The following is a 22,100-nucleotide window of genomic DNA, read 5'->3' as shown; positions in this document are numbered from 1 at the left end:
AGCTTGCCCGGCCTACAGGTGGTAAGGTGAAACGACCCCGGCAATGCCCGAAAAGTCTTTCGTATTGCGTGAGATTAACGGGCAACTTCTGCTCTGAGCGGTAGCCAGAATGATGGCGTCGGGCAGCTTCATGCCGTGCTTCTCGCGGAGTAATACGCTTCTTTCAGCAATCTCCCGCGAGATCTCAATAATTTCAAAAGCCCCCATCACAGCCGCCGTTTTTGCTTCATGTCCGTGCTTGCGCGCGCCCACCATGACTTCCATCCACGTGATCAGGCTAATGGCTCTATGCGACGCCGTGCGATCAATGGCATCCGCCGCCTCAACGCGATTATTAAAAAGATCGATGAGAATATTGGTATCAAACACTGCCATGTGCTCCATGATTACCACTCCTCACGCAGCTTGCGTTCATACTCAAGCCCATCTTCCTGCTGGTTTCCCCACAGGCCAAGCGCATCGCGGATAACCGATGAACTCTGCTGGTCGAGATATTGCTCAATAGCTTCCCGTAGCAATTCGGCGCGGGGCCGGTTACGCAGCTGCTTCAGGTTATCCAGTCGCTGAATCACGTCATCAGACAAATCGATCAGTATTCTGCCCATATCAAGGTCCGCCAAAAGACTCATATATCACCTTAGTATATCACTCTTGTATGTTTTCAAGGCAACATACGCTTTCTTTCAGTAGGGTTAAAGTCCCTGGCAATAGTTTTCCTGCCATTTGCGAGGCACTTTCCAGATTTTAATCCGCGACAATATTCTTGTTTTCTTTTGAATCAAACCAGGCTATAAAACTGTTCATCCATACAGTAAAAGGGGTTTTCATGGCGCTGGAACAGGGTATTGCACAACTGGTTCAGGGGTTTATCGCTGCAGGTCGGCCCTCTTCACGTCGCCAGGGCATTGAGGTGCGACGAGCAGGCTATATTGCCAGCACGGAGCTTGCAGGGAAGACCGAAACGCGCGTTCAGGTGGAGACGCTTGTTCTTGAGGGTCTTACCATTCGGGTATTTTCACCTCTTAATGCGCCTGAAATATTGCCTGCTGCCATCTACTACCACGGCGGATGTTTTATCAGCGGCGGCTTTGATACCCATGACAACCAGCTCCGTCAGTTAGCCTGCTACGGCAATTGCCGAGTGATTGCGATTCAGTACAGGCTGGCGCCGGAGCATACCTTCCCCGCCGCACATGACGATGCTGAAAGAGGTGCGAATCTGGTCTGGCAGTATGCAGACGAATTAGGCGTGGATAAGAACCGGCTCACCCTCTGTGGAGACAGCGCAGGAGGGCATCTGGCGCTGGTAACGGCGCTGCGGCTTAAGGTTAAAGGGCTGTGGCAACCTGCGCAGCTTATTCTTATCTATCCCATGCTCGACGCCACGGCCAGTTTTGAAAGCTATACCCTCAACGGCATGGATTACGTGATTACTCGCGATACCCTGCTGAGCGGCTATGAAATATATCTGGCTGGAGCCGACCTTCAGCATCCTGAAGTGAGCCCGCTGTGGCGGGAAGACTTCAGCGGCCTGCCGGCTGTCCATATCGTTACCGCTGAATACGACCCGTTATGCGATGAGGGAGAGGCGCTGTTTCAGCGCCTCACGGAGCAAGGGGTGACGTGTACCGCTCAGCGATGGCTGGGGGTAATACATGGCTTTTTCCAGCTTGGTGGAATTAGCCAGTCAGCGCGAGACGTTATACGGGATATCGCCTGGCGGATCAGTGCCGCCCGGCGATAAAACGGGGAGAGACTACTCCTCCTCGTTCCCGCCCTCTTCATACGCGCCGTAGGGCTTCGCCGGGAGGACGATATACGTTCCTTCAAACACCGCGCCCGCCGTTTCATCGCCAAACAGCTCAACCTGCATCTGTACGCGCGCTTTGCGGCCTCGCGCCAGACGGTCAAGATCGCCACCCAGTGCACCGAGATCGGCCACCGCGCTCGGCTTGCCGCTGATGGGGGCGCTGTAGCGAATATGTGCATCAGCAAGAATAATGGTGCCGCCCAGATGACGCTCGCGCAGCATTAGCCAGATGAGCCCCCAGCCGGTCAGGGTCGCCAGCGAGAAGAGACTGCCTGCAAAAAGGGTGTGGTGCGGATTTTGGTTGCCGATCTCCGGCATGGTGGTAATAAATTTCTGCCCTGTGTACTGCTGAATGCGCACGCCCATTTTTTCACTGAGCGGGATGTGCTCATACCACGCCTGCTGCAGCTGACCGCACCAGTCCGCGCGATGCAGAATGTCATCCAGCGTGGCGATGGGTTTGATCATCAAAAAGTGGCGAATCGGCGTGGTCTGCGGGGCGGTAATTTCGCCCTGGTTAACAAAACCGAGCTTGGCAAAGAACTCGACGGCATCTTCACGGGCGCTACAGGTGACGCGCTTAACGCCTTCCTGACGGGCGACGGACTCCAGCGTCATCGCCATCAGGGTACCGAGCCCTTTATCCTGCACGGACGGGTGAACCGCCATAAAGCGAATAGAGGCTTCATTGTCGGCATTGATATACAGTCGCCCAACGGCGACGAGGTTACCCTCTTCATCCACCACCATTTGATGGTGCGCCATCGCATCCCAGGCGTCGCGTTCAGACCCTTTGGGTTGGTGTAAGGGTTTGCGCAGCATTTCCCAGCGGAAATGGTAGTAGACCTCTAACTCTTCTTCCGTTTGCGGTACTCGAAGGTGATACATAGCTGTACTCTCTCTGGTTACCCGCGGCCACGCCGCCAGTTGGCTCATACCTGGAGCCAGAATGTGACGGGGCCATCGTTCACCAGCGATACCTGCATATCTGCAGCGAATCGTCCGGTTTGCGTATTCATTTCCTGCTGACGGCAGCGCTCAACAAAGTACTCGTAAAGGGCTTCTGCGCATTCTGGCGCAGCACCTTTAGAAAAACCAGGCCGCATGCCACGTTCGGTATCTGCGGCCAACGTAAACTGGGAAACCACCAGCACGCTTCCACCCGCCTGCTGGACGTTGAGGTTCATCTTGCCTTCCGCATCGCTAAAGATGCGGTAGCCCAGCACGCGCTCGCACAGGCGGTTGGCTTTTTGTTCGTCATCATCCTTTTCGACACCTAACAACACTAAAAGTCCTGGGCCGATTTCACCCGTCACCTCATCCTCCACGGTGACGCTGGCACGGGTTACGCGCTGTATCAATGCAATCATGGTTGGTCTGCTTCTTGTTGTTTTTCAGCTTCTGCTGCTTTTTTAAGTTCGCGGTATATTCCGAGAGTGACAGTTATTTCGGCACCAAGCAAGACGATACACCAGGTCCAATAGACCCAGACAAACAAAATGGGGATCACCGCCAGCACGCCGTAAATCAGCTGATAAGACGGGAACATGGTGATGTAAAGCGCGAAACCTTTCTTGCCCAGCTCGAAGAGCACGGCTGCGACCAACGCTCCAACGATGGCATCACGGTTAGGTACGCGCGTCGTCGGTACCACGCTGTAAAGCAGCCAGAACGAGAGCCACGATAAAATGAGCGGGAAGATGCGCAGAACGTTATCAATCACGCTGTTTAAGTCACTCGCCCAGCGCAGAGAAAGAAGATAGGAACTGATCGCCAGACTCGCCCCCGCCAGCAGCGGACCGAGGGTCAAAATCATCCAGTACACGGCAAAGGAGTAAACCTTAGGACGGATTTTTTTACTTCGCCAGATGGTGTTGAGGGCACTGTCGATGGAATACATCAAAAGCAGCGCCGTGACGATGAGGCCGCAGGCGCCCACCGCCGTCATCTTGCTGGAGTTGGCGACAAACTGCTCAATATAGTTCTGTATGACGTCGCCGGTGGCCGGAATGAAGTTTGCAAAAACAAAATGGCGAAGCTGCAGGCTGACATCTGCAAACATCGGAAACGCGGAAAACAGGGCAAAGATGACCGCCACCAGCGGCACCAATGAGAGCAACGACACATAGGCGAGATTCCCTGCCAGCGTCGTCATGTTGTCCTCATCAATGCGGTGCCAGAGCAGCTTCAGCCATGCCCGAAGTGGCCGGGTATGGTGCGTGGCTTTTTGATGAACGGTTTTTAGCATAACTGCTTCGCAAAATAGTTCGGTATCGTCTCTTTTCCGGTCACCAGAATTGACGTGATACCTAACTGGTTAGCTCCCTCTATATTATCGGCGTTGTCGTCGAAAAAGACCGCATCAGCCGCGGAGAATCCTTCTTCCTGCAGAACCGCCTGATAAATACGCGCTTCTGGCTTGCGCATGCCCATCTCCTGGGAGAGATAAATTTTATCTGCTGCCGCGTGGATCTCCGGGTATTCATCCGGCCAAAACGTGGTATGCAGGCGGTTGGTATTTGACAGCACCACCACGCGATGCCCCTGCTCGCGCAGTTTATGCATGATGTCGGTCACTTCCGGGCGGATCGCGACAAAAACTGCCTGCCAGCCATGGGAAAACTGCTCGTAGCTTAACGGCAGATCCATTTCATGGCAGAAACGCTCTGCGAATTCTTCATCGCTGATTTCACCGCGTTCGTGCTGGTGGAATGTCTCACCCATCGCGAAATTCTGTTTTAACGTCGCCAGGGGCACACGGCTAAAATCGCTCCATGCGCCCAGCACCCGATTAAAATCGATATCGACGATTACATTTCCTAAGTCAAAGATATAAAGCATGTTTATCTCCTTTCGCCGTGGAAAAGTAACTGTAGCGGGAAAGATAAGGTTTGGCTATGGAGAGGGACACAACGCAGAAAAAGAAAAACCCCGCCACAAGGACGGGGTTTTAGAGACTTAAAGAGGAGTGAATTACTCTTCTTTCGCACCGCGCATTGCACGTTTACGATCGTTCTCGGTCAGGTGACGTTTACGGATACGAATTGACTGTGGAGTCACTTCTACCAGTTCGTCGTCATCGATGAACTCCAGAGCTTGCTCCAGGGTCATCTTGATCGGTGGAACCAGAACCGTTGCTTCGTCAGTACCTGACGCACGCATGTTGGTCAGTTTCTTACCGGTCAGGCAGTTTACAGTCAGGTCGTTAGAACGACTGTGAATACCGATGATCTGGCCTTCGTAAACTTCTGCACCGTGACCCAGGAACAGCTTACCGCGGTCCTGCAGGCTGAACAGTGCGAACGCAACCGCTTTACCCTGACCGTTGGAGATCAGAACGCCGTTGTTACGCTGGCCTACTTCGCCCGGACGAACATCGTCATAGTGGCTGAAGGTGGAGTACAGCAGACCCGTACCAGAAGTCATGGTCATGAACTCTGAACGGAAGCCGATCAGGCCACGGCTTGGGATCACGTAGTCGAGACGTACGCGGCCTTTGCCATCTGGATTCATATTTTTAAGGTCGCCTTTACGCTCACCCAGAGCCTGCATCACAGAACCCTGATGCTGCTCTTCAACGTCCAGCGTTACGTTTTCGAACGGCTCTTGTTTACGGCCGTCGATTTCGCGGAAGATAACTTTCGGACGGGAAACCGCCATCTCGAAACCTTCACGACGCATGTTTTCGATCAGAACTGACAGGTGCAGCTCACCACGACCGGAAACGCGGAATGCATCAGCGTCTGGCGTTTCTTCAACGCGCAGCGCAACGTTGTGCACCAGCTCTTTGTTCAGGCGGTCAAGGATCTGACGAGAGGTAACGAACTTACCTTCTTTACCACAGAACGGAGAGGTGTTGACGTTGAAGAACATGGATACGGTTGGTTCATCAACGGACAGGGCTGGCAGCGCTTCGACTTTCTGCGGATCGCAAATGGTGTCGGAGATGTTCAGTTCACCCAGACCGGTGATGGCGATGATGTCGCCCGCTTCAGCGATGTCGCTCTCGATACGCTCAAGACCCAGGTGAGTCAGTACTTTACCAACTTTACCGTTACGGGTTTTGCCTTCGCTATCGATGATAGTGACCTGCTGGTTAGGCTTAACTTTACCGCGCTTGATACGACCAATGCCGATTACGCCAACGTAGTTGTTGTAGTCGAGCTGAGAGATCTGCATCTGCAGGGTGCCGTCGAGATCAACGTTTGGTGCAGGAACACGGTCAACAATCGCCTGGTACAGCGGGGTCATGTCTTCAGCCATGTCTTCGTGGTCCAGACCTGCAATACCGTTCAGCGCAGAAGCGTAAACGATAGGGAAGTCCAGCTGCTCGTCGGTCGCGTCGAGGTTAACGAACAGGTCGAAGACCTGATCAACAACCCAGTCAGGACGCGCGCCAGGACGGTCAACTTTGTTGATAACAACAATTGGCTTCAGACCATGAGCAAACGCTTTTTTGGTCACGAAGCGCGTCTGGGGCATTGGGCCATCCATTGCGTCAACGACCAGCAGAACGGAGTCTACCATGGACATTACACGTTCAACTTCACCACCGAAGTCGGCGTGCCCTGGGGTATCAACGATGTTGATACGGTAGTCATTCCATTTGATAGCGGTGTTTTTGGCGAGGATGGTAATCCCACGCTCTTTCTCCAAATCGTTGGAGTCCATCACGCGTTCTTGAGTTTCGGCACGAGCATCAAATGTACCGGACTGCTGCAGCAGCTTATCAACCAGGGTAGTTTTACCATGGTCGACGTGCGCGATGATGGCGATGTTACGCAATTTTTCGATCACAACTTTGCCTCAGGCATTTAGAAATAGCGCGTTATTGTACACGGATTAATCGCACTACAAAACAGGATCACAAACATCCCCCGCAAACAAGTATTGCAGAGATGCTTTGTGATCGCTTTCACGGAGCGGTAAAAGGGCACTTTAACGTAAATTGCACCAATATGGTGCTCAATGTTCACATTGAAGCACTATACTGGTGCAACAAATCCATTGTGGTGCAGCCCTTTTGCACTATGGTGCGCATGATAACGCCTTTTTGGGGTGTTTTAAAAGTTGGCACAGATTTCGCTTTATAAAAATACGGCAAAAAGATGGCATCACAGCCACCTTGATAGAAGTTGAAGACCTCGTTACCACGACGACAATGACCAATCTGGAGAGTTAAGTATGTCCGCTGAACACGTTTTGACGATGCTGAACGAACATGAAGTGAAGTTTGTTGATCTGCGCTTCACCGATACCAAAGGTAAAGAACAGCACGTCACAATCCCTGCTCATCAGGTGAACGCCGAATTCTTTGAAGAAGGCAAAATGTTTGACGGCTCCTCCATTGGTGGCTGGAAAGGCATTAACGAATCCGACATGGTTCTGATGCCAGACGCAACCACTGCGCTCATTGACCCGTTCTTCGAAGAGCCAACCCTTATCATCCGTTGCGATATCCTCGAGCCAGGCACGCTGCAGGGCTACGATCGTGACCCACGCTCCATCGCGAAACGCGCTGAAGAGTACCTGCGTTCTACCGGCATCGCAGACACCGTTCTGTTCGGGCCAGAGCCAGAGTTCTTCCTGTTTGATGACATCCGCTTCGGCGCGTCAATTTCAGGTTCCCACGTGGCTATCGATGACATCGAAGGCGCATGGAACTCTTCCACCAAATACGAAGGTGGTAACAAAGGTCACCGTCCTGGCGTGAAAGGTGGTTACTTCCCGGTTCCTCCGGTCGATTCTTCACAGGACATCCGTTCTACCATGTGTCTGATCATGGAAGAGATGGGCCTGGTTGTGGAAGCGCATCACCACGAAGTGGCGACCGCTGGCCAGAACGAAATCGCTACCCGCTTCAACACCATGACCAAAAAAGCGGATGAGATTCAGATCTACAAATACGTTGTGCACAACGTTGCGCACCGTTTCGGTAAAACCGCGACCTTCATGCCAAAACCAATGTTTGGCGACAACGGTTCCGGTATGCACTGCCATATGTCCCTGTCCAAGAACGGCACTAACCTGTTCTCTGGCGACAAGTACGCGGGTCTGTCCGAGCAAGCGCTGCACTACATCGGTGGTGTTATCAAACACGCTAAAGCGATCAACGCCCTGGCGAACCCAACCACCAACTCCTACAAGCGTCTGGTCCCAGGCTACGAAGCACCCGTCATGCTGGCGTACTCTGCCCGTAACCGTTCTGCTTCTATCCGTATCCCGGTTGTTGCGTCTCCGAAAGCACGTCGTATCGAAGTACGCTTCCCGGACCCAGCGGCTAACCCATACCTGTGCTTCGCAGCATTGCTGATGGCCGGTCTGGACGGTATTAAGAACAAGATCCACCCTGGCGAAGCCATGGACAAAAACCTGTATGACCTGCCGCCAGAAGAAGCGAAAGAGATCCCACAGGTTGCAGGCTCTCTGGAAGAAGCACTGAACGCGCTGGACGCAGACCGTGAGTTCCTGACGGCTGGCGGCGTGTTCACCGATGAAGCTATCGACGCTTACATCGCGCTGCGTATCGAAGAGAACGACCGCGTGCGTATGACTCCGCATCCGGTTGAGTTCGAACTGTACTACAGCGTTTAATCGAGTTGTTTTACCCGGCGTGATAAACGTCGGGAGTAGTTGCCGTGGAAACTTTTAGCCCATCTCCGGATGGGCTTTTTTCTCCACCAACAACCTGATCTGACGCGCTTTTTACGCCGAAAAAGCTATACTGCACTAAATTAGTGCAACCAACTCCAGGAGACTGCTGAATGGCAACTGGCACGCTGCCCGATGCTGGGCAGATCCTCAATTCCCTAATTAACAGTATCTTGCTGGTCGATGACGAGCTGGCGGTGCATTACGCCAACCCGGCAGCGCAGCAACTGCTCGCCCAGAGCTCACGCAAGCTGTTTGGCACCCCGCTTCCTGAACTGTTGAGCTATTTTTCGCTGAATATTGGCCTGATGCAGGAGAGTTTGCAGGCCGGACAGGGGTTCACCGATAACGAAGTGACACTGGTGATCGACGGGCGTTCACATATTCTCTCTCTTACCGCGCAACGTCTTCCCGAAGGACTGATCCTGCTGGAAATGGCGCCGATGGATAATCAGCGTCGGCTCAGCCAGGAGCAGCTTCAGCATGCGCAGCAAATTGCCGCTCGTGACCTGGTGCGTGGCCTGGCGCATGAGATAAAAAACCCGCTGGGTGGGTTACGCGGTGCAGCACAGCTGCTGACCAAGGCGTTGCCCGACCCTGCGCTGGCAGAGTACACCAACGTTATTATTGAGCAGGCCGACCGCCTGCGTAATCTGGTTGACCGTCTTCTTGGGCCGCAGCAGCCGGGCATGCACGTCTCTGAAAGCATTCATAAAGTGGCGGAACGGGTGGTGAAGCTCGTCTCAATGGAACTGCCAGAGAACGTCACGCTGGTGCGCGATTACGACCCAAGCCTGCCGGAACTGGCGCATGACCCGGACCAGATTGAACAGGTTCTGCTGAACATTGTACGTAACGCGCTACAGGCGCTGGGACCGGAAGGGGGCGAGATTATTTTACGTACCCGCACCGCCTTCCAGCTCACGCTGCACGGCGTGCGCTATCGTCTGGCGGCACGTATCGACGTTGAAGATAACGGTCCGGGTATCCCGCCGCATCTGCAGGACACGCTGTTTTACCCAATGGTCAGCGGCCGCGAAGGCGGCACCGGGCTGGGGTTATCCATTGCCCGCAGTTTGATCGACCAACACTCTGGCAAAATTGAATTTACCAGTTGGCCGGGACATACCGAGTTTTCGGTTTTCCTGCCGATTAAAAAATAAAGGTGACGTTTATGCAACGAGGGATAGTCTGGGTAGTCGATGACGATAGCTCCATCCGTTGGGTGCTGGAACGCGCGCTCACTGGGGCGGGGTTAAGCTGCACGACGTTTGAGAGCGGCAGCGAGGTGCTCGACGCACTCACCACCAAAACGCCAGATGTTTTGCTTTCGGATATTCGCATGCCGGGAATGGACGGGCTGGCGCTTTTAAAGCAGATCAAACAACGCCACCCAATGCTTCCGGTCATCATAATGACGGCGCACTCCGACCTGGATGCCGCAGTGAGCGCCTACCAGCAAGGGGCGTTTGATTACCTGCCAAAGCCGTTTGATATCGACGAGGCGGTGGCTTTGGTTGAACGCGCCATCAGCCACTACCAGGAACAACAGCAGCCTCGTAATGCGCCCGATTTTGGCCCCACTACGGACATCATCGGTGAAGCGCCTGCGATGCAGGATGTGTTTCGCATCATCGGGCGTCTGTCGCGTTCGTCCATCAGCGTATTGATTAACGGCGAATCGGGTACCGGTAAAGAGCTGGTTGCCCATGCATTGCATCGCCATAGCCCGCGAGCTAAAGCGCCCTTCATCGCCCTGAATATGGCGGCCATCCCGAAGGATTTGATTGAGTCCGAGCTGTTCGGCCACGAAAAAGGGGCGTTTACCGGGGCGAATACTATTCGTCAGGGGCGCTTTGAGCAGGCTGACGGCGGGACGCTTTTCCTGGATGAAATCGGTGATATGCCGCTGGACGTTCAGACCCGCCTGCTGCGCGTGCTGGCCGACGGGCAATTTTACCGCGTGGGCGGCTATGCGCCGGTGAAGGTGGACGTGCGCATTATCGCTGCGACGCACCAGAACCTGGAGCTGCGCGTGCAGGAGGGAAAATTCCGTGAGGATTTATTCCACCGCCTGAACGTTATCCGCGTTCACCTGCCGCCGCTGCGCGAGCGCCGGGAAGATATTCCCCGCCTGGCGCGTCATTTCCTGCAGGTGGCAGCCCGCGAGCTTGGCGTGGAGGCCAAGCTGCTTCACCCGGAAACCGATGCCGCCCTCACCCGACTTGCGTGGCCGGGCAACGTGCGCCAGCTGGAAAACACCTGTCGCTGGTTAACCGTGATGGCAGCCGGACAGGAAGTGCTGATTCAGGATTTACCCGCAGAGCTGTTTGAAGCCACTGCACCTGAAAGCAGCACCGGTCACGCGCTGCCGGACAGTTGGGCAACGCTGCTGGCACAGTGGGCTGACCGCGCACTGCGTTCCGGTCATCAAAACCTGCTGTCTGAAGCTCAGCCTGAGATGGAACGTACGCTGTTAACCACCGCGCTTCGTCATACGCAGGGCCATAAGCAGGAGGCCGCTCGCCTGTTGGGATGGGGACGTAATACCCTGACGCGCAAGCTTAAAGAGCTGGGAATGGAGTGATTTTGGCAGTGCCGGGTGGCGCTTCGCACCCGGCCTACATTTCGCGGTTGCCTAAGCCGAAAGCGGCTTAAATAACCCGCGAGAACTGCTGCAGGCGCGCTTTCTGACGCAGATAGGCGTCAAAGCACATGCAGATATTACGGATCAACAGACGCCCTTTCGGCGTGACCTCAATGGCACCCTCAGTAACATCCACCAGCCCATCTTTGGCCAGCGGGGCAAGCAGCTTCAGATCTTCTGCAAAATAATCGCTGAAGGTCAGATTCCACTGTGCTTCCACGTCACTGAAATCGAGACGGAAATTGCAGATAAGCGCCTTAATCACATCGCGTCTGATGCAGTCGTCGCGGGTGAGCGCGATGCCACGCCACAGCGCGTTGCCCGTTTCATCAACCTGCTGATAATAATGTTTTAACTCTTTCTGGTTCTGCGCGTAGCAGTCGCCAATCATGCTGATGGCCGAGACGCCCATCCCCAGCAAGTCGGTATCGCCCTGTGTCGTGTAGCCCTGGAAGTTGCGGTGCAGAACGCCTTCGCGCTGGGCAATCGCCAGCTCGTCATCCGGACGGGCAAAGTGATCCATCCCGATAAACTGATAACCGGTTTCGGTCAGCGAGGTGATAGTTTCCTGCAAAATATCCAGTTTCTGCTGAGCAGAAGGGAGATCGGCATCTTTGATTTTGCGCTGAGCAGCAAACAGCGTCGGCAGGTGCGCATAGTTAAAGACGCTCAGACGGTCCGGGTTAAGTTCAGCCACGCGCTTCAGGGTGAAGGCGAAGCTCTCCGGCGTTTGCTTTGGCAGGCCGTAAATCAGGTCGATATTGGTCGACGTAAAGCCGATATCACGCGCGTGGTTGAGTAAGGCAAAGATAAATTCTTCGTCCTGCTCGCGGTTGACCAGACGCTGCACCTCTTTGTTGAAGTCCTGTACGCCCATGCTCAGGCGGTTGAAACCTTCGGCGCGTAAGTGATCCAGTACATCCAGCTCGATTTCGCGCGGATCGACCTCGATCGAGATTTCAGCGTCGTCGTTAAAATTAAAGTTGCCGCGCAGCAGCGCCATCAAACGGCTGATCTGCGCTTTATTCAGGTACGTTGGCGTGCCGCCGCCCCAGTGAAGCTGGCTGACGTGACGACCGGCAAACAGCGGCGCGCGGTGCAGGATTTCCTGCTCAAGCGCATCAAGATACTGATCGGCTTTGTGCTGCTGGCGGGTAACGATTTTATTGCATCCGCAGAAGTAGCAGAGCTTGTGGCAAAACGGAATATGGACATAGAGCGACAGCGGACGCTCGGGATAGCGCGCGACGGCCTGCTGAAAATCCGCCTCGCCGAAAGCATCGGAGAACTCCAGCGCGGTGGGGTATGAGGTATAACGCGGCCCGGAATAGTTATATTTCTGGATTAGGGCCAAATCCCAGTCGATAGTTGGTGCTGACATGCTCACTCCTTCCGTTGGTGTCGCGTTCGTTTACGGCGGCCCGGTCTGGCCCCATTGCGAGCCATCATTGGGGGGCGCAGCCACTGATGTCGCCGCGACAACCGCCGTAGTTTAACGAATAACCACACCAGATAACATATAACCGGAAGGGTTATAAGCAGGACTATTGAGCCTGCCGGGTGCAAATGTTAGTTTCCACCCTTCAGAAGACGCATCATATCTTCCTGCTTCTCGTCTTCTTCTTCATCTTCGTCATCGTCGTATGACAGGCCCAGCTTCTGCATCAGCTCATCAAGGCGGTCCAGTTTGGCATCAACCCATGACTGTTCTTCTGCGGTCAGGGTTTCACCTTCTTCAAGACGTTCCAGCAGCGCATCCAGGCGCTCATCGTTCTCCAGCAAATCCAGCTCAGCCTGCGGTGAAAGCATAGGTTTCTCGCTCTTTGGTTTGTGCTGCTTAGTGACCGGGGTGTCTGTCACGCCCAGTGGAATGGGAGTTTTACTGCCGATACGGGGATCTTTCTGCGCCTTACCTTTTGCAGAAGCGCCCGTTGCACCGCTACCACTTGCACGGCTACCCGCAGCATGGCCACGATGCTTTTTATCGCGTTTGCGATCGCGCGCTTCCTGGTTCAGTTCTTCGCGCGTTTTGCGGCGTGCTTTTGCTGGGCGTTTCGCGCCCGCTGCGGTGGTCGGTTTTTTCATGATGTTTTATCTTTAAGCCGTTTTATTCAGTATAGAATTGCGGCGAAATCTAGCAGAAAGCAAGCAAAGAAAAAAGGCGACAGAGCAATCTGTCGCCTTTTTTCCTGACTCACAACCCTTAGCGGGTCAGACATTCCATGTTTACCAACAACAAACCCTGTTTATCCCTTGGCAAATACCGTCCGTGATACGGTTCCATTTCCTGTAAAAACGCCTCCAGGCGCCCGTCATCCTGACAATCCCGAGTCTTCGCCTCCTGGCGCTCCTGACCCTTATCCTTAAGTCGTAATCCTGTTGGCATCCTCGCCTTGACGCACACTTTACCTTTTTCCCTTAAACTAACAAGCAACGAAAGGGTACAAAAACGGATTTTCGGATTATTACTCACTATCAAGTCTATGATATTTAATAGTTTGCATTTTTAAACGCCTGCGATTTCTCTTAAATATCCCATAGGGTTTGTAGCCGATCTCTTACACATGAGAGGGTTTTCGCTTACGTGCCTGGTACGATGGGAAAAGCCTTTTGCCCGCATTCAGGTATAATCCCCCGCAGATTACGATTTTTGGAGACGACCACGTGACTACCTGGAACTACCAACAGACGCATTTTGTCACCAGTGCGCCTGATATTCGCCACCTGCCTTCTGATACGGGTATTGAAGTGGCATTCGCTGGCCGCTCCAATGCGGGAAAATCCAGCGCCCTGAATACGCTGACCAATCAGAAGAGCCTGGCGCGCACCTCAAAAACACCTGGCCGTACTCAGCTGATCAACCTGTTTGAAGTTGCAGAAGGCAAACGCCTGGTCGACTTACCGGGCTACGGCTATGCGCAAGTACCTGAAGAGATGAAGATCAAATGGCAGCGTGCGCTGGGTGAGTACCTGGAAAAACGCCAGTGCCTGAAAGGTCTGGTGGTGCTGATGGATATCCGCCATCCGCTGAAAGATCTCGATCAGCAGATGATCGACTGGGCTGTAGAGAGCGATATCGCCGTGCTGGTTCTGCTGACCAAAGCCGATAAGCTGGCTAGCGGTGCGCGAAAAGCACAGGTGAATATGGTTCGCGAAGCGGTGCTGGCATTTAACGGTGATGTGCAGGTTGAGCCATTCTCCTCGCTGAAAAAACAGGGCGTGGATAAACTGCGTCAGAAGCTCGACAGTTGGTTTAACGAGCTGGAACCCGCGACAGAAGCGGAAGAAGAGTAAATATGAGCGCGGCAATGTCCGCGCTTTTTTTTTCCTGACATTTTCTTTGCCGCAATAAAAAACGCCCCAGTCATTACTGACTGGGGCGGCTAAAATATTCAGCCAAATCCGATTACGTGAAGTAAAAGGTCTGAAAGATAGAACATCTTACCTCTGTACCCTACGTCGTTAACTCTACCCCTTTTTTATCTGTAGAAAAAGCACTTTTTGTAGTTTTTTTTCATTCTTTACATAGGGAATTCTAATGATTGTCACAAAACGCACGTCGTTATGTTGCTAACTTACATAAAACGCGCGTTATTCCATGAACCCTTAGTGAGCCTGATCCCAGTTTTCGCCACTCCCCACTTCCACCAGCAACGGAACGTCCAGCTTCATGCTGCTTTCCATCAGTTCGTGGATCTTCTGAGACACTTTTTCAAGATCGTCTTTGTGCACTTCGAACACCAGTTCATCGTGTACCTGCATGATCATTTTCACGCGCGGTTTATCTTTTTCCAGCCAGGCATCCACGGCGATCATCGCACGCTTGATGATGTCAGCAGCGGTTCCCTGCATTGGGGCGTTGATAGCCGCACGCTCTGCGCCTGCACGGCGCGCCGCGTTGCTGGATTTGATGTCCGGCAGATACAGACGACGACCATCCAGCGTTTCAACGTAGCCTTTCTCTTTCGCTTGCGCACGGGTGCGTTCCATATACTCCAGTACGCCCGGGTAGCGTTCGAAGTAGAGATCCATATACTTCTGCGACTCTTTACGCGGAATGTTGAGCTGGCGTGACAGGCCAAAGGCGCTCATCCCGTAAATCAGACCGAAGTTAATCGCTTTCGCGCTGCGACGCTGTTCGTTTGTCACGCTATCCAGCGGCAGGCCAAAGACTTCAGCGGCCGTTGCCCGGTGAATATCCTTCCCTTCGGCAAACGCGGTCAGCAAGCCCTTATCACGCGACAGGTGCGCCATAATGCGCAGCTCAATTTGTGAGTAGTCCGCAGAGACAATCAGATAATCTTCTGGCGCAATAAAGGCCTGACGAATACGACGACCCTCTTCATTGCGCACAGGAATGTTCTGCAGGTTGGGATCGGTCGACGAGAGACGCCCGGTTGCAGCAACCGCCTGATGATAAGAGGTATGCACACGCCCCGTTTTCGGGTTAATCATCAACGGCAGCTTATCGGTGTAGGTCGATTTAAGCTTCGCCAGACCGCGATACTCGAGGATAACTTTTGGCAGTGGATAATCCAGTGCCAGCTCTTCCAGCACCTCTTCAGAGGTTGATGGCGCGCCGCCAGGGGTTTTCTTCAGCGGCTTGATGCCCTGCTTTTCAAACAGGATAGTTTGCAGCTGTTTAGGCGACGACAGGTTAAACGGCTCTCCGGCAAGCTCATGGGCTTTTTGCTCAAGCTCGGTCAGACGCTGCGCCAGTTCACCCGAGTGGTTATGCAGCACCGTTGGATCGATTTTTACGCCGTTGCGTTCGATGCGGGACAGCACCGGCACCAGCGGCATTTCGATATGCTGGAACACGTTCAGTGGGCCTTCCTGCTTTTGCAGCTTTGGCCACATCTTCAGGTGCAACTGCAGCGTCACATCGGCGTCTTCCGCCGCGTAACGACCCGCCTCTTCCAGCGCAATCTGGTTAAAGGTGAGCTGATTTTTACCTTTTCCGGCAATCTCTTCAAACGTAATGGTTTTGTGCTTGAGCCAGCGGTCAGATAAGGAATCCATATCATGACGGCCTGCCACGCTGTCCAGAATGTAGGATTCCAGCATGGTGTCGAAGGCGATGCCGCGCAGCTCAATACCGTAGTTTTGCAGAATGCCGCGGTCATATTTCAGGTTCTGCCCAACTTTGAGCGCCTTGTCATCTTCGAGAATCGGCTTCAGCAGCTCAAGGACGCGGTCGCGGGAGATCTGATCCGGCGCATCCAGGTAATCATGTGCAACAGGGACATAGGCCGCAACGCCCGGTTCGGTGGCAAATGACAGACCCACCATGTTGGCCGAGATGTTATCGAGGCTGTCAGTTTCGGTGTCAAAGGCAAAGACCGGCGCTTTTTTCAGCTTCTCGATCCAGGCGACCAGCTGTGACTCTTCAAGAAGGGTTTCGTAGTTGTCGAAAGAGAGCGCGACGACCTCTTCGTCTGCCTGCTCTTCAGCATCCACAACAATCGTCTCTTTCGGCTTCACGGCAGGTTTCACGCCTTTTGCCTGCAGCCATTTACCGGCTTCCACGTCAGTGGTCCAGCGCTTAAATTCGTATTTCTTAAACAGGCTCAGCAGATCGTCAGCGGAAGGCTGTTGCACTTCCAGCTGCTCACAGCCCAGTTCCAGCTCGACATCGGTTTTGATTGTGGCCAGCTTATAAGAGAGATAAGCCACCTCTTTGTTATCTTCCAGCTTCGCCGCCATGGTTTTCGCACCACGGAAGGTGAGCCCGGCGATTTTATCCGATTCCGCGTAGAGCGTATCCAGCCCGCCCAGCCCCTGAAGCAGCGCCTGCGCGGTTTTTTCACCGACGCCCGGCACACCAGGGATGTTATCTGAGGAGTCGCCCATCAACGCGAGGAAATCAATAATCAGTTCAGGCGGCACGCCATATTTTGTGACGACTTCTTCAGGCCCCAGAATGGTGTTGGTCATGGTGTTAATCAGGGTGATACCTGGCGTCACAAGCTGCGCCATGTCTTTATCACCGGTACTGATCAGCACTGGACGGCCCATTTTTTCTGCTTCACGCGCCAGCGTGCCGATAACGTCGTCGGCCTCAACGCCAGAAACGGCCAGCAACGGCAGCCCCATCGCTTTCACCATGGTGTGCAGCGGCTCGATCTGTGCTCGCAGATCGTCAGGCATCGGCGGACGATGGGATTTGTAATGCTCAAACAACTCGTCGCGGAAGGTTTTACCTTTTGCATCAAAGACCACTGCCGCATGGGTTGGCTGATACTGAAGGATCAGGCTACGCAGCATGTTCAGCACGCCGTACATTGCGCCGGTGGGTTCCCCTGCGCTGTTGGTCAGAGGAGGAAACGCATGGTATGCCCGATACAGGTAAGAAGAGCCGTCGACGAGAATAAGAGGGTTTTCTGGGATCTGAACCATAATGTCCGTGCCTTTAATCAATTTATGGGTAAAGGATGCCACAGAAGGATGAAAACATCAGTTATTAGCGCCTGATACAGGAAAAGATTTTGCGATCGAGAGGATCGCTCGCAAAAATCAAACTGTGGATAAGTTTGTGCATACTTTCACTACATATGAATAACAGTCGTAAAAACCCTCTCCCATTATATAATTTATTGTTTATTATCATCATATTAAGTGAGTGCTCATTATCCATATTGCGAATTGATGACAATTTAGTCTATGTGGATATAAGCCTCGTTTATTCCGCCATCGCAGACATATCTGCTATAGCAGGTAAAAGCCGCACCCCCGCCGCGTGAAAGCACCATTTTTTAGTCTGTTTTCTGATAAACTCAGCGCCCTGCGCCGCATATGCGGCGGCTTAATTTAAGCTAACCACCTGAAAATACTGATTATGTCGAGATTACTCGCTGCAATAACACTGCTGTTAAGCATTATTTTAACCATTCTGGTGACTATCGCCTGTTCAGTGCCGATCATTATTGCCGGAATGATTAAGCTGCTGCTGCCCGTGCACTCGGTGTGGCGAGCCGTTTCTGCGTTTTGTAATTTCATGATGTTTTGCTGGTGCGAAGGGCTGGCGATTCTGCTGTGCCTTAACCCGCACCTGAAGTGGGATGTTCAGGGTCTGGAAAGACTCAACAAAAAGAACTGGTATCTGCTGATCTGCAATCATCACAGCTGGGCTGACATCGTGGTGTTATGTGTGCTGTTTCGCAAACATATCCCGATGAATAAATATTTCCTGAAACAACAACTGGCCTGGGTGCCTTTCATTGGCCTGGCCTGCTGGGCGCTGGATATGCCATTTATGAAACGCTATTCACGCAGCTATTTACTTCGTCACCCGGAACGCCGCGGTAAAGATGTGGAAACCACACGCCGCTCCTGCGAAAAATTTCGTGCGCATCCAACGACGATTGTTAACTTTGTAGAAGGCTCTCGTTTTACCGAAGAGAAGCGCAGTCAGACTCGCTCCCCTTATCAGCACTTACTGCCGCCTAAAGCTGCGGGCATTGCGATGGCATTGAACGTGTTGGGCGAGCAGTTCGATAAATTATTGAACGTTACGCTTTGCTACCCGGAGAACGATAAGACGCCATTTTATGACATGCTCAGCGGCAAACTGACGCGTATTGTGGTTCACGTTGATCTGGTTCCTGTTGAGACGGAACTGCACGGTGATTACGTTAACGATAAGAATTTTAAACGTCGTTTCCAGCTTTGGCTTAATACGCTCTGGAAAGAGAAAGACGAGCAGATAGACAACATTAAAGCTTCTTACAAAAACGCCGGTCATTGACCGGCGTTTTTACATCAACAATCTTACTTCTTCTCAACCAGATATTTCACGGTATCAGCATACTGTTGTACGAAGATATCCATGCTGCTGGTGTCCATGCCCTGCATGTTCAGCTGATATTTGCCGTTAACAAACATCGCTGGAACGCCCTGAAGCTGGAGGTCAGCAGCCGCTTTTTCCTGCTGGGCAACCAGTGATTTCACCACGAAACTGTTCCATGCGGCATCGTACTCTTCACCTTTCACACCGGCATCCACGAATACTTTACGGATATCCGCAGTGGTCTGAACGGTCTGGGTTTTCTGTACGGCTTCAAACATTGGGGCGGTGATCTTATCTTCCACGCCCAGTGCGATAGCTACCGCCCACGCCTGAGTCAGGTCTTTGCCCAGCGGGCCCAGGAACTCAACGTGGTATTTCGTCATTTTGGTGCCTTCCGGCAGCTTTTTCTTCACGTTGTCAGAGACATGCAGCACCTGCTCGAACTGATAGCAGTGTGGGCAATAAAACGAGAAGAACTCCAGAACCTGTGGCTCTCCGGCAACTGGCTTGTCCAGCGTAATGTACTGCTTACCATCGGTAAACTGTGCAGCAGAAGCGCTAAATGCCAGAATCATACCTGCCAGCGCCAGCCAAATTTTTTTCATGATCAACTCTCTCCTGGGTGTGTCCAATTAATACATCGGCGTTAATTGCAGAGGGGGTTCTTGCAGAACCTTAACCTGCTCAGTAAATGTGGATATCTGGCTGCGCCAGTAATCCTCTCCGGTAAGCCACGGGAAATTTCGGGGAAATGCGGGATCATCCCAACGCCTGATTAACCATGCGAGATAATAAACAAAACGCATCGCACGTAAAGGCTCTATCAAGGCAATTTCGTCTGAATTAAAGGGGCTAAATTCTTCATACGCTTCAATAATGGTTTCAAGCTGCATTCTCTGCTCGGCTTTATCACCATTGAGCAGCATCCACAGATCCTGAACCGCTGGCCCCATGCGAGCATCATCGAGATCGACAAACAGTGGGCCATCGCGCCAGAGAATATTGCCAGCATGGCAGTCGCCATGCAGACGCAGTGTGGGAATGTCATCACACCAACTGGCTTTCACCGCTTCAATAAGTTTGTCGGTCGCGCTAAGGAATTTATCCTTTAATCCACCAGGAATAAGTGTCGAGGTTTCGAATACCTGCCGTGGCTCGATAAGGTATTCCTGAATACCGATGGTCGGGCGGGCAATAAACGGCTTTTTGCGTCCCGTCTGATGAATGCGCCCCAGGGAGCGGGGAACCCATTCCATCTGGTCGATATTATCAGCTTCAAACTGACGCCCGCCCAGGCTTGGGAATACGGCGTAATAAAAACCTTCGTGGGTAAGCAGCGTTTGGTTGTTAAATTTCAAGGGCGCAGCAACGGGAACATCGTCATCCAGCAGATCGTGGGCAAACTGATGCTCTTCCTGAATTTGTTCTGCAGACCAACGCTTAGGACGATAGAACTTTACAACGAAGCGCTGGCGCTCCTCATCCTGAAACTGATAGACGCGATTTTCGTAGCTATTTAACGGGGTTAACCCAGAATCCACCCGAATACCCTGCTCGTACGGGGCGTCCATAATGGTATCCGGGTGTAATGTCTGGAAAGTAAAAGCCTGGTCGTTCATCCGATCATCCGGAAATTATACGAATGATTCAGGATATCATCTTGTGGCGATTTCGGTGGCTCCGCTTACAAGCTTTTACTCTTTAATTACCCCACGCGCGCGCAGCAATGCGGTTTTAAAATCTTCCTCATAATCTTTCTGAATACCAGGAATAACAGCATCTTTGGCTGAATCACGCATTTTAAGGTGGTAGATCAGGATGTCGTCAGAAAGGTCTGTCAGCTCGCCGTCAAAACCTGACTCTTTCGCCAGTTTCTGTAAAAATTGCATCAAATTCAGCTCTGGCTCTTTTTGCCAGGCTGGCTGGAGGAGTTCAATAACTTCATTCAGACGTTTACATTTCATGGTGGTGCTCCTTTCATTTAGAGAGACACGTTAGCAGGGTCAATCCCACAATAAAAGAGGCGATATTAGTGAATGAATGCCAGAAAATCATCGGTGTCGTTCTGGCCGGTGGCAGAGCGACCCGAATGGGCGGAGAAGATAAGGGGCTACAGCTGCTGAATGGAAAGCCCTTATGGCAGCATGTCGCTGACAGGCTTGCAGATCAGGTGTCGACAATCGCGCTCAGTGCTAATCGTCACATCGCTATTTACCAACGCAGCGGATTCCCCGTTTATCAGGATAACCTGGCAGATTATCCGGGGCCTCTTGCTGGGATGCTCTCGGTCATGCAGCAGGCTAAGGGGGTGTGGTTTCTCTTTTGCTCCTGCGATACACCCTTTATTCCGGCTTGCCTGGTAGAACGCATGGTACAACACCGCGGTGACTCGCCCGTGGTTTGGGTACATGACGGCGAGCGCGATCATCCGACGATCGCCCTGATTCATATATCGTTAGTTTCTGACCTGCAGGCTTACCTGTCTGCTGGAGAAAGAAGGGTGATGGTGTTTATGCGGCAGGCAGGCGGACATCCGGTTGATTTTAGCGATGTGAAGCCAGCATTTGTGAACGTGAATACGACAGAAGATTTGCAGGCACTGCAGGAGAAGAAATGACACCTGTTTTAGCAATTTCCGCCTGGAGTGGTACCGGGAAAACCACGTTACTCAAAAAGCTGATACCTGCACTGTGCGCCAGAGGTATTCGTCCAGGTTTGATTAAGCACACGCATCATAATATGGATGTCGATAAACCGGGCAAAGATAGCTATGAGTTGCGTAAAGCGGGTGCGGCACAAACGATGGTGGCAAGCACTCAGCGCTGGGCATTGATGACAGAAACCCCGGATGAGGCGCCGTTGGATCTCGCGTATCTGGTCAGCCGGATGGATCACTCCACGCTGGATCTGGTGCTGGTTGAGGGGTTTAAGCACGAGGCTGTGGCGAAGATCCAGCTATTCAGGAGCGATGCCGGGCATGATATTAGTGAGTTAACGCTGGATGAGCATGTGATTGCGGTGGCTAGTGATGTTGTATTGCCGCTTGAGGTTCCGGTGCTGGACTTAAATGACGTGGATAGGATTGCAGAGTTTATTTTGGGGTGGTGTGCGGTCTGACTTGCCGGGTGCGGCTTTGCCTTACCCGGCCTACAAAATACAAAATTCAGTGGTCCAGAAACGCAAAAAGGCCGTCCTTTCGGATG

At 52.7% G+C, this 22,100-nt stretch carries 22 protein-coding genes; 8 read left to right on the top strand and 14 right to left on the bottom strand.

The genetic code is table 11. The features are described from left to right. Window positions 1–12 precede the first annotated feature (12 nt). Both ENTMO_RS0123195 and ENTMO_RS0123190 read right to left on the bottom strand, forming a co-directional pair. Window positions 13–384 (bottom strand): type II toxin-antitoxin system VapC family toxin, encoded by a 372-nt coding sequence (locus ENTMO_RS0123195; protein WP_010436848.1) that lies wholly within the window; start codon window positions 382–384, stop codon window positions 13–15. A 2-nt stretch (window positions 385–386) separates the two neighbouring features. Beyond that, window positions 387–629 carry a ribbon-helix-helix protein, CopG family gene (locus tag ENTMO_RS0123190; RefSeq protein ID WP_010436846.1) on the bottom strand — a complete coding sequence of 81 codons (243 nt, stop codon included), beginning with the start codon at window positions 627–629 and terminating at the stop codon, window positions 387–389. A gap of 197 nt (window positions 630–826) precedes the next feature. Here ENTMO_RS0123190 and ENTMO_RS0123185 point away from each other — a divergent pair, with 197 nt between their 5' ends. After that, window positions 827–1,744, top strand: a complete 918-nt coding sequence (locus tag ENTMO_RS0123185) for an alpha/beta hydrolase (protein WP_010436845.1) — start codon at window positions 827–829, stop codon at window positions 1,742–1,744. 12 nt (window positions 1,745–1,756) lie between these two features. Here ENTMO_RS0123185 and fabY read toward each other — a convergent pair whose 3' ends face one another. From fabY to typA, 5 genes are all read right to left on the bottom strand, one after another. Beyond that, window positions 1,757–2,698 (bottom strand): fatty acid biosynthesis protein FabY, encoded by a 942-nt coding sequence (fabY, locus tag ENTMO_RS0123180; protein WP_010436842.1) that lies wholly within the window; start codon window positions 2,696–2,698, stop codon window positions 1,757–1,759. A gap of 44 nt (window positions 2,699–2,742) precedes the next feature. Next, on the bottom strand, window positions 2,743–3,180 hold the full coding sequence (gene dtd, locus ENTMO_RS0123175) for a D-aminoacyl-tRNA deacylase (protein WP_010436840.1): 438 nt from the start codon (window positions 3,178–3,180) through the stop codon (window positions 2,743–2,745). Further along, a complete protein-coding gene (locus tag ENTMO_RS0123170) occupies window positions 3,177–4,058 on the bottom strand; it encodes a virulence factor BrkB family protein (protein ID WP_010436837.1) in 882 nt (293 codons plus the stop codon). Before ENTMO_RS0123170 ends, dtd begins: the two co-directional genes overlap by 4 nt. Beyond that, window positions 4,052–4,651 carry a glucose-1-phosphatase gene (gene yihX / locus ENTMO_RS0123165; RefSeq protein WP_010436834.1) on the bottom strand — a complete coding sequence of 200 codons (600 nt, stop codon included), beginning with the start codon at window positions 4,649–4,651 and terminating at the stop codon, window positions 4,052–4,054. Before yihX ends, ENTMO_RS0123170 begins: the two co-directional genes overlap by 7 nt. A gap of 132 nt (window positions 4,652–4,783) precedes the next feature. Then, window positions 4,784–6,607: a ribosome-dependent GTPase TypA gene (gene typA / locus ENTMO_RS0123160; RefSeq protein ID WP_010436831.1), complete on the bottom strand. Its 1,824-nt coding sequence runs from the start codon at window positions 6,605–6,607 to the stop codon at window positions 4,784–4,786. A 387-nt stretch (window positions 6,608–6,994) separates the two neighbouring features. On the opposite strand from typA, the gene glnA reads away from it, so the two are divergent. From glnA to glnG, 3 genes are all read left to right on the top strand, one after another. After that, window positions 6,995–8,404 (top strand): glutamate--ammonia ligase, encoded by a 1,410-nt coding sequence (glnA, locus tag ENTMO_RS0123155; protein ID WP_010436828.1) that lies wholly within the window; start codon window positions 6,995–6,997, stop codon window positions 8,402–8,404. 170 nt (window positions 8,405–8,574) lie between these two features. Beyond that, complete coding sequence (gene glnL, locus ENTMO_RS0123150) at window positions 8,575–9,624, top strand: nitrogen regulation protein NR(II) (protein ID WP_010436825.1); 1,050 nt, start codon at window positions 8,575–8,577, stop codon at window positions 9,622–9,624. 11 nt (window positions 9,625–9,635) lie between these two features. After that, window positions 9,636–11,048, top strand: a complete 1,413-nt coding sequence (gene glnG, locus ENTMO_RS0123145) for a nitrogen regulation protein NR(I) (RefSeq protein ID WP_010436823.1) — start codon at window positions 9,636–9,638, stop codon at window positions 11,046–11,048. A 67-nt stretch (window positions 11,049–11,115) separates the two neighbouring features. Here the strand turns inward: glnG and hemN are convergent, their stop codons facing one another. Continuing rightward, complete coding sequence (gene hemN, locus ENTMO_RS0123140; protein WP_010436820.1) at window positions 11,116–12,489, bottom strand: oxygen-independent coproporphyrinogen III oxidase; 1,374 nt, start codon at window positions 12,487–12,489, stop codon at window positions 11,116–11,118. A 188-nt stretch (window positions 12,490–12,677) separates the two neighbouring features. Next, window positions 12,678–13,193, bottom strand: coding sequence for a Der GTPase-activating protein YihI (yihI, locus tag ENTMO_RS0123135; RefSeq protein WP_010436818.1), 516 nt, complete (start codon window positions 13,191–13,193; stop codon window positions 12,678–12,680). A 579-nt stretch (window positions 13,194–13,772) separates the two neighbouring features. Here yihI and yihA point away from each other — a divergent pair. Next, complete coding sequence (gene yihA / locus ENTMO_RS0123125) at window positions 13,773–14,402, top strand: ribosome biogenesis GTP-binding protein YihA/YsxC (protein WP_010436812.1); 630 nt, start codon at window positions 13,773–13,775, stop codon at window positions 14,400–14,402. A gap of 98 nt (window positions 14,403–14,500) precedes the next feature. Here the strand turns inward: yihA and ENTMO_RS27045 are convergent, their stop codons facing one another. Together ENTMO_RS27045 and polA are read right to left on the bottom strand one after the other, a co-directional pair. Continuing rightward, the gene (locus ENTMO_RS27045) at window positions 14,501–14,548 is read right to left on the bottom strand and encodes a spot 42 RNA, inhibition of DNA synthesis (protein ID WP_071892919.1); all 48 of its coding nucleotides are present in this window, start codon (window positions 14,546–14,548) and stop codon (window positions 14,501–14,503) included. A 166-nt stretch (window positions 14,549–14,714) separates the two neighbouring features. Then, entirely contained in the window at window positions 14,715–17,507 is a 2,793-nt protein-coding gene (polA, locus tag ENTMO_RS0123120; protein ID WP_010436810.1) for a DNA polymerase I, read from the bottom strand. A 439-nt stretch (window positions 17,508–17,946) separates the two neighbouring features. On the opposite strand from polA, the gene ENTMO_RS0123115 reads away from it, so the two are divergent. Then, window positions 17,947–18,855, top strand: coding sequence for an acyltransferase (locus ENTMO_RS0123115; protein WP_010436808.1), 909 nt, complete (start codon window positions 17,947–17,949; stop codon window positions 18,853–18,855). A gap of 23 nt (window positions 18,856–18,878) precedes the next feature. Here the strand turns inward: ENTMO_RS0123115 and dsbA are convergent, their stop codons facing one another. The 3 genes from dsbA to ENTMO_RS0123100 form a co-directional block, all read right to left on the bottom strand. Next, a complete protein-coding gene (dsbA, locus tag ENTMO_RS0123110) occupies window positions 18,879–19,502 on the bottom strand; it encodes a thiol:disulfide interchange protein DsbA (protein ID WP_010436806.1) in 624 nt (207 codons plus the stop codon). 27 nt (window positions 19,503–19,529) lie between these two features. Beyond that, complete coding sequence (locus tag ENTMO_RS0123105) at window positions 19,530–20,516, bottom strand: serine/threonine protein kinase (protein WP_010436803.1); 987 nt, start codon at window positions 20,514–20,516, stop codon at window positions 19,530–19,532. A gap of 75 nt (window positions 20,517–20,591) precedes the next feature. Further along, window positions 20,592–20,861 carry a YihD family protein gene (locus tag ENTMO_RS0123100; RefSeq protein ID WP_010436801.1) on the bottom strand — a complete coding sequence of 90 codons (270 nt, stop codon included), beginning with the start codon at window positions 20,859–20,861 and terminating at the stop codon, window positions 20,592–20,594. A gap of 68 nt (window positions 20,862–20,929) precedes the next feature. Here ENTMO_RS0123100 and mobA point away from each other — a divergent pair, with 68 nt between their 5' ends. Then, window positions 20,930–21,514: a molybdenum cofactor guanylyltransferase MobA gene (mobA, locus tag ENTMO_RS0123095; RefSeq protein WP_010436799.1), complete on the top strand. Its 585-nt coding sequence runs from the start codon at window positions 20,930–20,932 to the stop codon at window positions 21,512–21,514. Beyond that, window positions 21,511–22,014: a molybdopterin-guanine dinucleotide biosynthesis protein MobB gene (mobB, locus tag ENTMO_RS0123090; protein WP_010436797.1), complete on the top strand. Its 504-nt coding sequence runs from the start codon at window positions 21,511–21,513 to the stop codon at window positions 22,012–22,014. Before mobA ends, mobB begins: the two co-directional genes overlap by 4 nt. Window positions 22,015–22,100 lie beyond the last annotated feature (86 nt).

The organism is Enterobacter mori LMG 25706 (assembly GCF_000211415.1).
In the GTDB taxonomy this organism is placed as follows: domain Bacteria; phylum Pseudomonadota; class Gammaproteobacteria; order Enterobacterales; family Enterobacteriaceae; genus Enterobacter; species Enterobacter mori.
Note: the sequence above shows the minus strand (reverse complement) of the source record. Positions and strands in the feature narration are given on the sequence as shown.

Excerpts from the sequence above, each read along its gene's own strand:
- ENTMO_RS0123195 (WP_010436848.1), bottom strand. The coding sequence starts at position 384 with ATGGAGCACATGGCAGTGTTTGATACCAATATTCTCATCGATCTTTTT.
- ENTMO_RS0123190 (WP_010436846.1), bottom strand. The coding sequence starts at position 629 with ATGAGTCTTTTGGCGGACCTTGATATGGGCAGAATACTGATCGATTTG.
- ENTMO_RS0123185 (WP_010436845.1), top strand. The coding sequence starts at position 827 with ATGGCGCTGGAACAGGGTATTGCACAACTGGTTCAGGGGTTTATCGCT.
- fabY (WP_010436842.1), bottom strand. The coding sequence starts at position 2,698 with ATGTATCACCTTCGAGTACCGCAAACGGAAGAAGAGTTAGAGGTCTAC.
- dtd (WP_010436840.1), bottom strand. The coding sequence starts at position 3,180 with ATGATTGCATTGATACAGCGCGTAACCCGTGCCAGCGTCACCGTGGAG.
- ENTMO_RS0123170 (WP_010436837.1), bottom strand. The coding sequence starts at position 4,058 with ATGCTAAAAACCGTTCATCAAAAAGCCACGCACCATACCCGGCCACTT.
- yihX (WP_010436834.1), bottom strand. The coding sequence starts at position 4,651 with ATGCTTTATATCTTTGACTTAGGAAATGTAATCGTCGATATCGATTTT.
- glnA (WP_010436828.1), top strand. The coding sequence starts at position 6,995 with ATGTCCGCTGAACACGTTTTGACGATGCTGAACGAACATGAAGTGAAG.
- glnL (WP_010436825.1), top strand. The coding sequence starts at position 8,575 with ATGGCAACTGGCACGCTGCCCGATGCTGGGCAGATCCTCAATTCCCTA.
- glnG (WP_010436823.1), top strand. The coding sequence starts at position 9,636 with ATGCAACGAGGGATAGTCTGGGTAGTCGATGACGATAGCTCCATCCGT.
- hemN (WP_010436820.1), bottom strand. The coding sequence starts at position 12,489 with ATGTCAGCACCAACTATCGACTGGGATTTGGCCCTAATCCAGAAATAT.
- yihI (WP_010436818.1), bottom strand. The coding sequence starts at position 13,193 with ATGAAAAAACCGACCACCGCAGCGGGCGCGAAACGCCCAGCAAAAGCA.
- polA (WP_010436810.1), bottom strand. The coding sequence starts at position 17,507 with ATGGTTCAGATCCCAGAAAACCCTCTTATTCTCGTCGACGGCTCTTCT.
- ENTMO_RS0123115 (WP_010436808.1), top strand. The coding sequence starts at position 17,947 with ATGTCGAGATTACTCGCTGCAATAACACTGCTGTTAAGCATTATTTTA.
- dsbA (WP_010436806.1), bottom strand. The coding sequence starts at position 19,502 with ATGAAAAAAATTTGGCTGGCGCTGGCAGGTATGATTCTGGCATTTAGC.
- ENTMO_RS0123105 (WP_010436803.1), bottom strand. The coding sequence starts at position 20,516 with ATGAACGACCAGGCTTTTACTTTCCAGACATTACACCCGGATACCATT.
- ENTMO_RS0123100 (WP_010436801.1), bottom strand. The coding sequence starts at position 20,861 with ATGAAATGTAAACGTCTGAATGAAGTTATTGAACTCCTCCAGCCAGCC.
- mobB (WP_010436797.1), top strand. The coding sequence starts at position 21,511 with ATGACACCTGTTTTAGCAATTTCCGCCTGGAGTGGTACCGGGAAAACC.